Source organism: Chryseobacterium sp. StRB126 (genome assembly GCF_000829375.1).
Lineage (GTDB): Bacteria > Bacteroidota > Bacteroidia > Flavobacteriales > Weeksellaceae > Chryseobacterium.
On sequence record NZ_AP014624.1, the window covers coordinates 3,799,685 to 3,814,695 of the forward strand.

Annotated in this window: 11 protein-coding genes; 5 read left to right on the forward strand and 6 right to left on the reverse strand. The window is 37.5% G+C overall.

Annotation, left to right across the window (positions count from 1 at the left end):
• Window positions 1–239: 239 nt before the first annotated feature.
• The 5 genes from CHSO_RS17175 (at window position 240) to CHSO_RS25690 (ending at window position 5,883) form a co-directional block, all read left to right on the forward strand.
• Entirely contained in the window at window positions 240–1,451 is a 1,212-nt protein-coding gene (locus CHSO_RS17175) for an ABC-three component system protein (protein ID WP_144428955.1), read from the forward strand.
• Window positions 1,435–2,142, forward strand: coding sequence for an ABC-three component system middle component 1 (locus tag CHSO_RS17180; RefSeq protein WP_045498620.1), 708 nt, complete (start codon window positions 1,435–1,437; stop codon window positions 2,140–2,142). Before CHSO_RS17175 ends, CHSO_RS17180 begins: the two co-directional genes overlap by 17 nt.
• Entirely contained in the window at window positions 2,135–4,513 is a 2,379-nt protein-coding gene (locus CHSO_RS17185) for an AAA family ATPase (RefSeq protein ID WP_045498623.1), read from the forward strand. The genes CHSO_RS17180 and CHSO_RS17185 overlap by 8 nt, the downstream gene beginning before the upstream one ends.
• Window positions 4,514–4,751: 238 nt before the next feature.
• Window positions 4,752–5,714, forward strand: coding sequence for an alpha/beta fold hydrolase (locus tag CHSO_RS17190; RefSeq protein ID WP_045498625.1), 963 nt, complete (start codon window positions 4,752–4,754; stop codon window positions 5,712–5,714).
• The gene (locus tag CHSO_RS25690) at window positions 5,707–5,883 is read left to right on the forward strand and encodes a hypothetical protein (RefSeq protein WP_185114271.1); all 177 of its coding nucleotides are present in this window, start codon (window positions 5,707–5,709) and stop codon (window positions 5,881–5,883) included. Before CHSO_RS17190 ends, CHSO_RS25690 begins: the two co-directional genes overlap by 8 nt.
• A gap of 430 nt (window positions 5,884–6,313) precedes the next feature.
• Here the strand turns inward: CHSO_RS25690 and CHSO_RS17195 are convergent, their stop codons facing one another.
• Genes CHSO_RS17195 through CHSO_RS26310 form a run of 6 tightly spaced genes read right to left on the reverse strand, consistent with a single transcriptional unit; the run spans window position 6,314 to window position 15,001 of the window.
• On the reverse strand, window positions 6,314–7,225 hold the full coding sequence (locus CHSO_RS17195) for a carbohydrate kinase family protein (protein WP_045498628.1): 912 nt from the start codon (window positions 7,223–7,225) through the stop codon (window positions 6,314–6,316).
• Entirely contained in the window at window positions 7,225–8,766 is a 1,542-nt protein-coding gene (locus CHSO_RS17200; protein WP_045498631.1) for a glycoside hydrolase family 32 protein, read from the reverse strand. The genes CHSO_RS17195 and CHSO_RS17200 overlap by 1 nt, the downstream gene beginning before the upstream one ends.
• 11 nt (window positions 8,767–8,777) lie before the next feature.
• Window positions 8,778–10,172 carry a DUF4960 domain-containing protein gene (locus CHSO_RS17205; RefSeq protein ID WP_084221016.1) on the reverse strand — a complete coding sequence of 465 codons (1,395 nt, stop codon included), beginning with the start codon at window positions 10,170–10,172 and terminating at the stop codon, window positions 8,778–8,780.
• Window positions 10,173–10,185: 13 nt separating this feature from the next.
• The gene (locus tag CHSO_RS17210) at window positions 10,186–11,883 is read right to left on the reverse strand and encodes a RagB/SusD family nutrient uptake outer membrane protein (protein ID WP_045498634.1); all 1,698 of its coding nucleotides are present in this window, start codon (window positions 11,881–11,883) and stop codon (window positions 10,186–10,188) included.
• 17 nt (window positions 11,884–11,900) lie between these two features.
• The gene (locus tag CHSO_RS17215) at window positions 11,901–14,306 is read right to left on the reverse strand and encodes a SusC/RagA family TonB-linked outer membrane protein (protein ID WP_232509090.1); all 2,406 of its coding nucleotides are present in this window, start codon (window positions 14,304–14,306) and stop codon (window positions 11,901–11,903) included.
• Entirely contained in the window at window positions 14,303–15,001 is a 699-nt protein-coding gene (locus tag CHSO_RS26310) for a TonB-dependent receptor plug domain-containing protein (protein WP_232509091.1), read from the reverse strand. Before CHSO_RS26310 ends, CHSO_RS17215 begins: the two co-directional genes overlap by 4 nt.
• Window positions 15,002–15,011 lie beyond the last annotated feature (10 nt).

A 15,011-nucleotide genomic window follows, 5' to 3' on the forward strand; every position in this document is an offset into this window, starting at 1 on the left:
TAAATCCTGACGAGAGTTGGGATTTTTTTTGTGGCAAAATTCTCTAGAAATACAGTAAAAATACTGATTGAAAATTTTAAGAGGGTTTTTATTTTTGCTGTTTATGGGAAACCGTAACGTAAATCATAAACAGATGAGTAGATTTGATAATGATCAGAATATTGTTAATGTCGTTTTATAAAAAACAATATAAAATTAAAAGACTTTTATAATCATAAAAATTATTAAAATGAAAAATAATGTGTGATAGAAACGCTACAGCTAGTTGGAGTGGCTATTCGCATCAAGGTCAGGTAGGGTTATTAGTTGCTCTGCGGACTATGCAAGAGTCGGGAATCAATCTAAATACACATTTTGTACAATTTGAAACACATGAAGATGTTGCAATTTACGAAGATATTCCTGGGGCTAATCCTCTTTACAAAACAGTTCATCAGGTTAAAGCATATTATTCTGATGGAAACCAAAATAAAAGTAAATATAATGCTGTATTAAATGAGGCTTTTGAAGATGGAAATGATAAGTTTCTACATACAGCAGTAGAAATAAGTGATTGGGATACCTCTACCACGAGGAATACTAATAATGTCCGAAGATACGAATATACAACAACACAGTTCCACTGTGGAACCACTGAAATTGAAAATTTTATAAAAATAGAATTAAATAATATTCTCAATGAAAATGATGCCGTAATCTCTGAAGCTTATTGCAGGTTAACCTTTGAACTAGATCATCGTATTAGGTACGAGCATCAAAAAAAACATAAACATTTGTTTGATATCAAATTTTGTTTATCCGAAGTTAACGATCTAATTAGGAGTAGGGAAACATTTGTACAAAAAGAGATTTTTGAGTGCAGGAAATTATTCTATGATACCTATGCACAAATATTAAAATCTGAAGATTTAGAACAAGCACGCATAGAATTTCTTGAAGAAAATATTTTCAAACAGATAAATACATTAAATGATACTAATTTTTTATCCTTTCTTCAAAGGTTAAATTTACATGAAACTCCAGAAAGATTAAAGCATTCTCAGATCTATTATAATGGAAACGGATTAAAACAGGTATTCTTTAAAATGATTATAAATATTATTCACTCAGACCCTTCGCTAGTAGAAAATGCGGTAAAATATCATATAGAGAATGAACCAAGCAGGTATATTTTAACTGCAATTATTGAAGAAGAACAAGACCAGCTTGAAGTCATCAAAAATATATTGATCAATATCGATTCCCAGAATCTATTGTGGGAAAATCACTCTTTAATTAATAAATATATTGAAGTTGATCTTGTTTCAAGAAATCCAAATATCAATAATATTCCTAATACTGAACAACAAATTGATGACAAGAAAAAATTTATGTCATTTACTAATAGCAAACTTATCAACAGAGAAAGCGCATTAAAAAAACTAAATTTAAATAATGGAGGAAATAATTAGCAAAATTTTAAATGAGTCCGGCTATACTATAGTAGAAAATGCAACACTTCAATGTTACACGAGAGAGGAAAAATCATACTTTTTTATAGTAAATATCTCAGAAGCAGATTTCATTAATTTAAAGAGTAAAGAATTAATTAAGGAGAACGAACAGTATAAAAGAGTTTTAGATGGCTTCACTACGATTGTAAATAATGGCGAACAAATTACAATAGAAAAAAATTCTTCTTTAATTGTACTAGTTAAATGTAATAATATAGAATCTATTGAAGAGTTACAACAACAGATTCTTTTATTTGAGGAGGATGAATATTTTTTTAAAAAATATGTAGTACTTTATACTGACGCATCGATCATTCAACTTACTGATTCCCCATTGATACCTTCATTAAGGAAGAAGGTTGGCAATATTGAGCTTTTTAATGTTTTTGCTTCAATTGGATATAAAACTGATATAGCTGAATATGTTGTCATCATGGAGTTATTTATAAAACTTCCATTTTTAAGTCTTGCTGAAGATAGAGAAGGATTTACAGCACTCAGTGAGAAAATCACAAATACACTTGATTATGATATACCTCTTTATACAACTTTACTTAGTAAGACAAATGAAATAAAAAAACTCGATTTTAGTAGGGTTGAGGATGAAACTGAAATAAATGACCTTTTAAGTTTTTTTCCCAATGATTAAATTAAAAAAAATATCCCTTCAGAATTTTAAAGGAATTAAGTCCAAAACAATTTTTGATTTCAATGATTCAAACGTACAGGTAAACATTCTTTCAGGTCCAAATGGGTTTGGAAAAACAACTATTTTTGATGTTATCGAAATCTGTCTTACAGGTGAATTTAAAAGAATAAATTTGTTTGAGAATGTTCAAAAGAAAACTAACAATAAGAATAAGCCTTTTTTTCAAAATACTGATAACGAAGATGTTATTCTTAAGTTATGGCTTCATGATTCGACATCGAATACCGAATATATTATTATAAAATTTTATGATGATGATGAATCACCCACAAAAAAAGTTTTTGGAAGAGATTTTATCCCCGGAGATGCAGGAAATATTTTTACGACATTTCTCTCCACAAACCCAACTCATTTTTCTGAAGATGATTTTTCAGAACTTTCACCTACTCAACAGGATCAAATTAATGCTATAATTTACGGCGCAGATTCGAGAGTTGATTTATCATCAGTATACTATCTGTTTAATTACATTCAACAGGAAGATAGTATTTATTTTTTGCGTAAAAATGAAGATGACAAAGGAGCTTCATTAGGCTTTCTTTTTAACATCGAAAAGGAAGAAGGTGAAAAACAAAAACTTCAGGAATTGAAAGATACCTTGACGAGACAACAAACAGGAATTGATGAACAAATAAATCAACTACGAGATTCCTTACAAGATTCGGAAACAGGAGAGTATAAAAAATTACTTCAGGAAAAAGATTTTGATTTTGATTTGGAGTTACCGTTTAGAAATTTAGACTCAGCTAAGGAACAACTTAATTATTACCAAGATTTACTTTCTAAATTATTACTTCTTCGAAATAACTTTTCCCCTGATGAGTACGAAAAGTCAGTAAGATATCATAAACTGAATAACGAAGTACTTGCTAATGAGCAAATATTAAAAGCAATATTAATAAAGCCCATTTATAGTACTGAATTGGTGGAAACCCTAGAAACAATCAATTCAAAATTAGCAAAGGCTAGAGAATTTTTAGAAACTAGCAATACTACATTTATCAAAAAAGAATATTTTGATTTGTTTTTACCTGAAAATCAAGAATATTCCGATTATCTTGTTTTTGAGAATAGTATAAAAGACATAAACAGAGATTTGGGGGATATTGGTAGAATTATTTCAGAAATAAATTCTGATCGAAATAAAATTCTTGAAGAGTTTAATAAAATAAAACATACTGATCACATTATTGAAACAAACTGTCCTCTATGTGATTCAAGTTTTGATTCGTTTGAATCTTTAGAATCTGCAATACAGTCTAAAACTTTTTCATTAGAATTATATAATGCTCAAAAACTGCAACAAAAAACAGAATTAGAAGAAAGCTTGAAAGCGGTACATGCTAAAATAGCAGATTCAGCAAAATTATTTATATCTAACAACAAAGTTACAGAGCAAACTGTTATTGCTCTTTTCAGAGGATTTACTAATTTAAGGGATTTAACGGATCAAATTTTTGAAAGCTATCCTATCTTAAATAGTGAATTACTGAATGAAATAAACTTCCTTCAGCCACCAACTACTTTAGCTGAAATTGTCGAAAAACAAGCTTTACTTAAATTTTTTTTAGAGCAAACTCTTTTAGCAGAATTAGTGTATAATGAATTATTAATAGAAAATAAACATTTATATATCCAATATTTTGACGCAGATAAAGAAAAATTTTCAATTATAACAAATGAAATGATTCTTGAAAAAGCAATATATTTATCGGGATCCTATGCTTTAATGGTAAATACAAGACTTACTTTCCTACAGACAAGGCTGGATAAACTATCAGAGTTGTTAAATAAAATTCATCGTATTTATAATAAAATACATAAAACTATCCAAGACCATAAAGCTGAAATGATTGAAAGAATAAAAGTTCCCTTCTATATTTATTCTGGAAAAATTCTTCAGAGTTACCAACAGGGGCTAGGTATATTTGTCGAGATACATTCAACAGGTCAAAGTAACAATGTTAGATTTAAGACAGGAAATTATTCAGATCATGACATAGTATATCATCTCAGTTCTGGCCAAATGGCAGTTGTATCATTAGCATTTTGTTTATCACTAAATAAAGTGTACAATACTAATGATAATTTTAAATTTTTATCTATTGACGATCCGGTTCAAACAATGGATGATTTAAATATTCACACTTTCATTGAACTTGTAAGAAATGATTTCATAGACTACCAAATTCTACTATCTACACATGATGACTTTACCTCAAGATATATAAAATATAAATTCGATAAATTTAACATGAGTACTGACATTAAAAACATTCAACAAATTGTATTAGAATCATCTATTAATTAATAATTACAATAACAAATAGATCAAAAATTAGAAAATTCATCAATTGAATCCAATCCTAGCTCTCCGAATTCTCCCAACTTTCAAGCAAGTTTAAAAGGAAATAATCTTATGTACCAGCTCAAAGTCGGGAGATTTTGCGCAGCAGGTAATAGATCTAATTTATTTTTGACTACTGACACACTGCTGTCACGTTGCTGCTGTAAGTTTGCATCATTAATTAATCTTTAAAAGAATAAAAATGACAAACGAAATTAATTCAGTGCTTCACTCAACCCATTTTCCCAACCCCACTCTTATTTCAGTCAATGGTGTGGAACTGGAAGTCTTTGAAGCAGGTAAACAGAATACTGGAAAACCTATTGTACTCTGCCACGGCTTTCCGGAACATGCTTTTTCCTGGCGTCATCAGGTGTCAGGATTGGTTGCAGCTGGGTATCATGTGATCATTCCCAATCAGAGAGGTTATGGCAACTCTTCCAGCCCGACCGAAGTCACTGAATATGATATTGTACACTTGACAGGTGACCTGGTCGCACTACTCGATTACTTTGGATATGAAGATGCCACTTTTGTTGGTCACGATTGGGGAGCCAATGTTGTTTGGAGCCTGGCACTATTGCATCCTAAGCGGGTAAATAAAATAATAAATTTGGCTTTGCCTTATCAAGAGCGCGGAGAACAACCATGGATTGAGTTGATGGAAGCCATATTTGGAGGAGACTTTTATTTTGTTCACTTCAATCGACAAGCAGGAGTAGCAGATACTATAATGAATGAAAACACCGCTCAGTTCCTCCGTAATATATTCCGCAAAAATGTACCTCTAACACCGCCAGAGCCCGGAATGCTAATGATCAATCTTGCAAGAGCAGAAAATCCACTGGGGGAACCCCTAATGGAAGACAACGAACTATCCGTATTTGTTTCTGCTTTCGAATCATCAGGGTTTACAGGAAGTATAAATTGGTACAGAAACCTTGATAGAAACTGGCACTTAATAGCGGATGTACCCCCAATCATTCATCAACCGACCCTGATGATATATGGTGAACAGGACACGATTCCCAAATCCGAAAACCTAAAAAATATTGTTCCTAATCTGGATATTGTGAGTCTGGATTGTGGCCATTGGATTCAACAAGAAAAGCCAGAAGAAACTACCCAAGCAATTTTAAAATGGTTAGAACAACAGAATGCTTAGAAATATAGTGTCCTCAAAGCCAAACAGGTTGGAACAATGGTTGGAAAATGCTCTTCAGTTATTAGAGGACAAAAGATTTCATTCTGTTTCTATTGCAGTGCTTAAAGATGGAACATCCACCATCAAACATTTTGGAGAATTAACCATTCGAAAAGGAAACAAACCCTAGCTCTCCGAAGTCTCCTGACTTTGGAGCAAGTTTAAAAGCAATTGATTTTATTTTACGAGCTCAAAGTCGGGAGACTTTGTGCAGCAGAGCCTTCTTAGTTTTAAGGATTTTATTGATTAAAAAGATGATGGGCTAATGACGTATTTTTCTGATGCAAAGATTTCATTTCTGAAACCGCTGATTTTTAGAGGGCAAAGGTAGAATCAACAACGTTGATTCGTTGAACCGTATGGATAATCATACTGCTTCCTCAAATTTTACGGCAACGTCAGAAATTGTAGCTCCGATGGTAATTTTCAGTCTCTCTCTTCCAGCTTCCAGCCTACTATCCTTAATTTTATGATCCCGAACTCGGGTAAAATAAAGAAAACTCCATTGTTTTTATGGAGTTTTTTCTTTATTATCGGGAATATTGGAGATTATTATTAAATCAATAAGCGTTCTGTTTCAGAAATGTCTCTATTTCAGAACTTTCTAATTTAGGATTTGCACCGGAATAGCTCGCTACCAAAGCACCCACGGCACTTGCAAAGTTTAAGGCCTCATCCGGATTTTGATCTGAAAGCAGTTTCGCAATCAGGCTGGCTAAAAAAGAATCTCCTGCTCCCACTGTATCTGCTACTTTCACAGGATAACCTTCGTGTCTGTACAACTGATCATTCCACAGCAGGATAGAACCATGTTTTCCTAGAGTTACACAGATTGCAGGCGTGCTTGTCTTTTCTGATATAAATTTGATGTTTGATTCCAGATTCTCAGATTCAAATCCCATTCCGGCAGCAATTTCCAGTATTTCCTCATCATTAAATTTGATAAAGTCTGCCCTGCTCATAAGCTTTTCCAGAAGCTGAATACTATAAAAGGGTTTTCTTAAATTCACATCGAAAACTTTAAACATTTTATTGTTGGAATCTAACAGGGAGAAAAGCGTCTTTTGGGAAACCTCATTTCTGCAGGCAAGACTTCCATAGAAGAATACATCGGTCTCTTTTACGATATCCATTATTTTTTCATCAACACTGATAAAATCCCACGCAGAAGGAAACCTGATCTCGTAGGTTGCAGAGCCACGTTCATTTAAGGAAACCTGAACAATTCCTGTCTCGTATTCCGGAGAAACAATGATTCCGGCGGTTTCAAGAGCATTTTCTTTGGTGTAATCCAGAATTATCTTTCCGTCTTCATCATTTCCTACGGCACTGATCATTGTCACGGGAAAGCCATACGAAGCTGTTCTGAGAGCCAGATTGAGAGGGGCACCGCCAATTTTTTTCTCTTCTCCAAAAACATCGAAAAGAACTTCTCCAAAACTTATTACATTAATTTTCTTATTGATAAACATTAATTGGGATTTTTGATATTGATATTACTGAATGAACTCTCTGAAGAACTAAAAATACTCCATTTTTTATTAACTATAGTATAAATTCTGTTGGTAAAAGCGATCTTATCATTAATATAGATCACACAAACATCATTGCTTATGGAAGCCGTTACAGTATAGGATGTTCCTGAAACCGAACTTAACGAATAAGAATTCATAAGATCTTCCGAACCGGAATTCATGACATACGCTGCCATTCTGTTATTTCCAGGTTCAACTGCAATCTTAACTCCGCTTTCGGCATTGGTATCGTGTGCCAGAATCATTCCTGCTTTTCCGGCAGATGCATTCAAGGTAAAGGTAATCTGATTGGCCTTCTGAAGTTTTGAAAAAGTAACCTGAGAATTAGCAGATAAAGTAAAGCTACTTCCATTCTGAGATGCATTTCCTGTGATTCTATCAACAGCCAGCACAGCATTCTGACCAAATACAGAGGGTAATCCTGAAACCGGTTTCACAGCCAGCGTTCCGTCTGAATTCTGAACCAGCCTGTGCGTAACAATATTTCCTGCCCAGTCTTTTCCACCGGTATTATTTTCAGGAGTTTTTCTTGCTGTCCATCCTACCAGATAACGGTTTGTATTATCCGAAACCGTTTTGGCAGCATACAGATAAGAGCCGTCAAGACGGTCATTCTGAGGTGTAGTCCAGGGTCCGTTTGGTGAAGTCGAAATGCGGTAATGCGTTCCGGGATTGCTGCTCCAGTTTTCAGAAAAAACAAGATACCAATAATTGTCCATTTTGAAAAGATCCGGACATTCCAGCATTATATAATTTTCTGAAGAACTGGTCGTATAAATCGGATTTTCTACAGTCCAGTTTCCTGTTGACGGATTGGTGGTGGTAAATTTCAGTACGACCGCTTTCCTGTCAGAAGTCTGAGCAGAAACCAGCATCCAGTATTTTCCGTCTTCAGAATTAAAGAAAACGTGCGGATCACGGAATTCATAATCATAATATCCTGCCGGAGCAGTGATTTTAAAATTCCTGATCTTCGTCCAGTTTTTCATATCCGTACTTGTTGCCAGCAGAACACTCTCCCGGGGATTGCCTGAAAGAAACGAAGCGGCTTCATTATGACCGGTATAATAGTAATAATAAGTATTTCCCGCCTTTACAAGGCTTCCTGTTCCTACTCCAAAATCAGCTTCTGATGACGTTCCGTAAGGAATCTGTCTTCCCTGATACGTAAAATCCGTAAAATTACTGGTCTCAAAGCTATGAATATCGTGGAATCCTTCTCCTGCGGGTTTTGTTTTCGCATCATGGAGAAAGAAAAGATGGAACTTTCCGTTTTCATAATAAGGCATTACATCGCCTGCATACCCTTCTGTATAATAAGGATTGCTCTCTCCCATCCACTGGTTCGGTGGCTGAGGAAAGATATTGGTTTTGCTGTAAATATCTTCCGGATTAACCTCCGTATCCGAATCGTGATTCTGACAGGAGAATGTAGCCAGCGCAAGTATGGCTGCTGCATATATTTTTTTAATTGACATGGGTTCTGATATTAATGGGTTACAAGATAATTGAGACTGTTCTCCGTCATCTTTTTGATGTTATCCTGAAACGAATTAGGCTGGCTTGGGTTTCCGTTTACGGTTTCATTATACCAGTCGTAAGCACCCGTACAAATGACCATACATTTTTTGTTGACCGTTCCGTCAGGAAATTCAGCGATGGCAACACGTCCGTCCAAAGTATTGTCCCAGGCTTCACTGGCAAGATTATTACCGCCTGTCTGGTTTCTCCATCCGGCACCATTTACGTACCCACCCCAATCCGGAAGGAACCACCAGGCTGTATGATTCAGACGGAATGTACCTTTCTGAAGCAGATTCGCTTTCCCGGATTCGTACGTCTGAACACCATCGAAAACCGGATGATTCTCATATCCTTTGAAAGAGATTCCCCAATCGCTTCCTGTATCTATAAATCCGTTGGGAAGAAAATCTCCGAAAACATTATTCGGTCCTTTTCCTGCAGGAACGATTCCCAATGCGTCAACATATTGTGCCGCAAAGCTTGTAAGCAATATATTTCCGCCGCCGTTAAGATACGTCTTGATTTTAGAAGTCACATTCTGGCTCATCGCTTCTGCCGGTAAAGTGGTCGCAGAGTCAAAATGCCACCAGATTACATCAATATTGCTAAGGTTCGCCGCCCCGCCTGCAACATCAGCAATCGAAACGTATACTGCCCCTGAAAATTTCCCGAAAAGCCAGTCAGAAGCTGCAATCTCATCCGGATTTGTCAATCCTGTTCTTGTAGCAGCCGTTCCAAGGAATGCAACGGACGGTCCGGAAACAGGTGTTGTTATTTTAGCCGTATACACTTCCGTAAGACTGCCATTAGAAACAGTAAACGAAACCGGACTGGTAAAGTTAATAGCTGTTCCCGATGCAGGATTGATGCTGACACCATTTCCTGTTTCTATGATTGGCTGCAATGCGGTAAGATTTGTTCCCTCCGGCATTGTAAGAGAAATGGTTTTGCCCGAATTATTGATGGTAGCTGATAATCCGTTAATTTTAAAGCTGAGAATTGGATCCTGAGCTTTTACAGTTACCTGATAATTTTTGTAGATATTACCATTTTTCACTTTGAATGTAACCGGCTGTGAAAAATCAATCGTTGCTCCTGATACCGGCGAAACTACGGCATCCTGAGGAATTTCAATAACCGGAGCCAATGTCTTAACATTTGTTCCATAAGGAAGTGTTAGTGTGATTTTATCATTCTTATGGTCAATTTCCCCAGAAACACCATTCACCCTGAAAGAAGAAATATTGACTGAAACATCCGTAACAAGGCCATTTTCCATCTGACTGTCGCAAGACCAGATAAAAGCCGCAGACATCAGCAGAATGATGATAGTATGAGTTTTTTTAAATATCGTTTTCATTCCTATCTTGTTTTTAATATCCGTTATTTTGTTTGTACAGTCCCTGGCTGAAATTGATCTGTGCCAATGGAATCGGGCAGTATTCCTCAATTCCGTGATCAAATCCCGCCTGCGAATAGTAAGACCTTTTGGTTTTCTCAACAGAATAATAACTGTTCATCGTTCCAGCGGTAACGCCCCATCTCACAAGGTCAAAGAAACGGCTTCCTTCCATGGCAAACTCCATTCTTCTCTCCCATCGCAACGCTTTTCTTGCAAAATCCTGGTTCCAGGTGCAGTTCACGCCCGGCTCATACTTGCTGATCAAATTGTTGGTGGTGTAACTTCCAGTCAGAACAGTACTATTGGCAGCTCTCTGTCTCACCTGATTGATCAGTGGTAAAGCCTCATTATATTGCCCCAGTTCTATCAGCGCTTCGGCTTTCATCAGCAAAACATCGGAATATCTTATGATGATTCTGTTTTTGGAATTACCGTAGAAAGGGTCTACATTCACGGTACAGCCACATCCTACAGGTACATTTTCCTTCAATGAAGAATAATACCCATAAGTTCCCGGACTTCTGCTCCAGCTTTCCTGAAAGATTTTGTTTTCGTCGTATTTCCAGGGCAGTCCGGGCAATGCAACCGTGTGATATAATCTAGGATCTACTTTATAGCTGTTCAGCTGGTTGTAATTCAGATCTACATCGTTAAAAGTATCGAACATTGGCAGTCCCTGCGGTGTCGTTTTGAATGCGTTTACCAGATTCTGACTTGGCTTATGAAAATCACAGCATCCCAAACCTTGCGGCATAGAAAGCATATCACCGTAATTGAGTCTTCCGAAAAGCGTTCCGTCATTGTCGGAATATTGAATGGAAAAGACTGCCTCCGGGCCGTTCTCATGTGTTCCCGGCAGGAAATTATACCCAAAGTCAGGCTCCAAAGTGTAATTTCCGATCACCTGATTGGCAGCATCAATAGATTTCTGAAGGGTGGCAGGATTTACCTGGGTTACCGTATAGTTATCATCCTGCTCATACGCCTGATACAGCCTTACTTTAGCAAGATAAGCATAAGCAGCACTTTTCTTTGGTCTTCCGACTTCCGACTGTGTTACAGGAAGATTAGCCGCTGCGAATTCAAAATTAGAAGCAATAGCCTCCCATAACTGCTGGTCTGTCTTTGCCCTGTTTGAGATTTTCGGATAATCATCAATTGGTGTATTTTCATCCACATAAGGCACATATTTAAATAATGTCTTCAGCAAAAAATAGTAATGTCCTCTTACAAAATTCATCTCGGCAATCCTCCTCTGCTTGTTAGGATAGTCGGAATCTGAAAGCTGCTTAAGTGCGGCAATAGCTTTGTTACATCTGGAAATCCCTACATAATTGAGATACCATAATCTGTCTAACTCACCGAAGTCTGACCGGATATTATTTGAAATTTCAAAAAAGTGAAAGGTCTGGATATCATTGGTTCCGCTTCCTCCTTTGTATGCATCATCAGAACGGACGTTTCCATAGGGCCAAAGACTGAAAGGAGTATCATAATGGTCGTTTCCAAGAGATGCGTAGGCTGCAACCACAAAACCATCCACATTCTGAGGGGTTACCACATCGGCTTCCGACAGGACACCTCTCGGCTCATTGTCCAGAAAATCGTTGCAGGAAGTAGTTCCCAGCAAAAAGGCAAAAGCTATTGTTAAAAGTATATTCTTTTTCATTTTTTATTATTTAAAAATTATAGGGAAAAATTAACTCCAAAATTAAACGTCAGCGGTAACGGGTAACCGAATGCCGGCGTTTCAGGATCTATTCCTGTAAAGCTTTTGGATTTTATCGTCCAAAGATTCTGAACACTTGCATACATCCTGAAATTAGCAATGTTATAATGCTCCGTTAAAGATTTCGGGAAAGTATAACCCAACTGTAAAACCCTCAGCTTCAGATAACTTCCGCTTTCCACATAATACGATGAGAATCTGGATTCTGCATTGCTGTCCACTGTCGTAAGCGCAGGAATATCCGAATTGGGATTCTGTGGAGACCACGCATTCAGGAGCCTTGTCCCTTTATTGGAACCTACATCATCCACGCTCCAGAAATCAGTCTGGTATTTTTTTGAATTGATGACATCTACATCACCAATGCCCTGCCAGAATGTTGAAAGATCAAAGTTCTTATAGGAAAAGTTGAGGTTGATACCATACATAAATCCCGGATTCGGATTGCCAATCCACGTTCTGTCTTTGTCGTCAATCATTCCATCACCATTTAGATCTGCATAACGAATTCTTCCCAAGCCTTTACCCGACTGGCTTGCAGAATTATCCACCTCTGCCTGCGTCCTGAAAAGTCCGTCGGCAATATAACCGTACATTGAGTTGACCGGGCGTCCCAGAATATTATCTGTTGTTCCGTTTCCACCGTAATTGTTGATAACGGATTGTGGAAGTGCAGTAATTTTGTTGCGGTTCATCGAGATGTTCCCAGAAATTTCGTAGCGGAAACCACCAGCAGTTTCATTCTGATAAGACAATGCAATTTCAATCCCTTTATTCTCCATCGATGCACCATTAATCCATCGGTCTCCTCCTTCTCCGATCACCCCCAGATAAGGCGGTAGTACCAGGATGTCTTTTGTTGCTTTTTTATAAACATCGATACTACCTGTCAGTTTTTGATTAAAGAATCCGAAATCCAGACCAAGATTGGTCTGCGTGGTCGTTTCCCATCTCAGGTCGTCATTTTTTGTCTGCGTTGCGATAAATCCTGATGGCAGTAATCCGCTTCCGACACCGGAAATATCGTAAGCCGTCCCGTAAGATGTTGCCCACGTTGGATTTCCTCCTGCATAATTGGCGATATACAGCGAATAAACCGCTGAATTGCTGATTTCCTGGTTCCCAGTCTGCCCCCAACCTGCTCTTAATCTCAAATCTGAGAAAAACGGAATCAGATTTTCTGCAAAATGTTCTTTATTGATTCTCCATCCTGCCGAGAATGCAGGAAAAGTTCCAAAACGGTTGTTTTTACCGAACCTTGAAGAGCCGTCATAACGTATTGTTGCAGAGAAAAGATAACGGTTGTCATAATCATAAGAGAATTTCCCGAAGTAGGACAATAGGCTGTAATAGGTAGAACTTCCACCATTGAAAGCATCTCCTGTTCCCGCATCGGGATACATATAATCTGGTGTTTCTATCAGAAATCCTTCTTTTCTCAGCCAGGTATTTTTAAACGTATCCTTGTACATTTCCATTCCGCCCAAAACATCAAAATGATGTTTTCCTGCTTTTGCAGTGTATTGTGCAGTATTGGACCAAGTCCATTTTTCGGTGTCTGACTGATCAATGTTCACTGCATTGGTTTTGTTTTGCAGATAGCCCGAAACATAGCTTCTTTGCAGCATTCTTTTGTAATAATTGGAAAGATCGATTCCGAAGCTGGATTTTAAGGTCAGATTTTTCACAGGCTGCAATTCGGCATAAACGTTTCCGAAGAATCTTTGGTACTGATAGCCGTTGTCTTTATTATATTCCAAAAGTCGGACTGGATTTTGCCTGTCATTCATTCCGCCAACTGGTCCGCCCCACCCGATTCCGTCTACCGTATGAACCGGAATGATGGGCAAAGCACGTAAAGCAGGATCTAGAACTCCGGGATCCATCAGTTCATTGGTTTTATTGAAGGTGAAATTTTCCCCGATTTTTAGTTTTCCATCAAAAAAGTTATAAGAGGTATTGACACGGGCAGACAATCTTTTGAAATTGGTCAGTTTCACGATTCCATTATTGTCATAATATCCCAGAGAGAAAAAATAAGAACCTTTGTCCGAAGCACTCGAAGCAGAAACATCCAGCGAGTTGGCAATTCCGGTCTGCGAAACCTCATCGTACCAGTTGGTATTAACTGATTTAATCGTTTTTCCGGCATCCAGGTATTCCGGAACATAGCTGTTGTATAAAGTCGGAGTGCCATTCTGAACACCCCAGTCAAAACTGTAGCTCAGATTGTTGCTATTCGGGTTCAGTCCGTCATTAATATTCGCCTGCCAAAGCACCTGTCCGAATTGTTTTGCGTTCAGAACCTCTGTTTTTTTTGCATATTGTGAATAGGCCGTATAATAATTGAGGTCGATTCTCATCTTCCCTTTTTTCCTTTTTTGGTCGTGATGATGATCACTCCATTGGCAGCCCTGGAACCATAGATGCTTGCCGAGGATGCATCTTTCAGCACCTGCATCGATTCAATATCACTCGGATTAAGTTCGTGCATTCCCGCTTTTGTCGGAACTCCGTCTATTACGTATAGTGGATCTGTATTATTAAGGGTTCCCACCCCACGGATCAGCACTTTTGTATTACTGCCGGAAGGAGATCCGTCGGCTGTGATGTTAACACCCGCTACCCTTCCCTGCAAAGATTTGATCGGATTGGGTTCGGCCTGCTTGTTCAGGTCTTTCATATCCACCACGGAAACCGCACCGGTAATGTCTGCTTTTTTCTGCTTGGTATATCCGGTTACAATGACCTCATCTATGCTTTTTATTTTCTCTGCAGCTAAAACGATGTTAAGAACTGTCTTTTCATCCACCACAACTTCACGGGTAGAATAATCCGGATACGTGAAAACTAAAGTATTTCCTTTTTGCAGGTCATTGATCTGAAATGCACCGCTGCTGTCTGTTGTGGTATTGGCTCCTGTTTCCGAAACGGTTACGATCACTCCGCTCAACGGTTTCTGATTTGAGGAAACTACTTTACCTTTAATGACTTCCTGCGCAAATACATACGAAAAAGGCAGGAGGCAAAAGGCAATGGCTATTTTGTATTTCTTCATAGTATAGTTT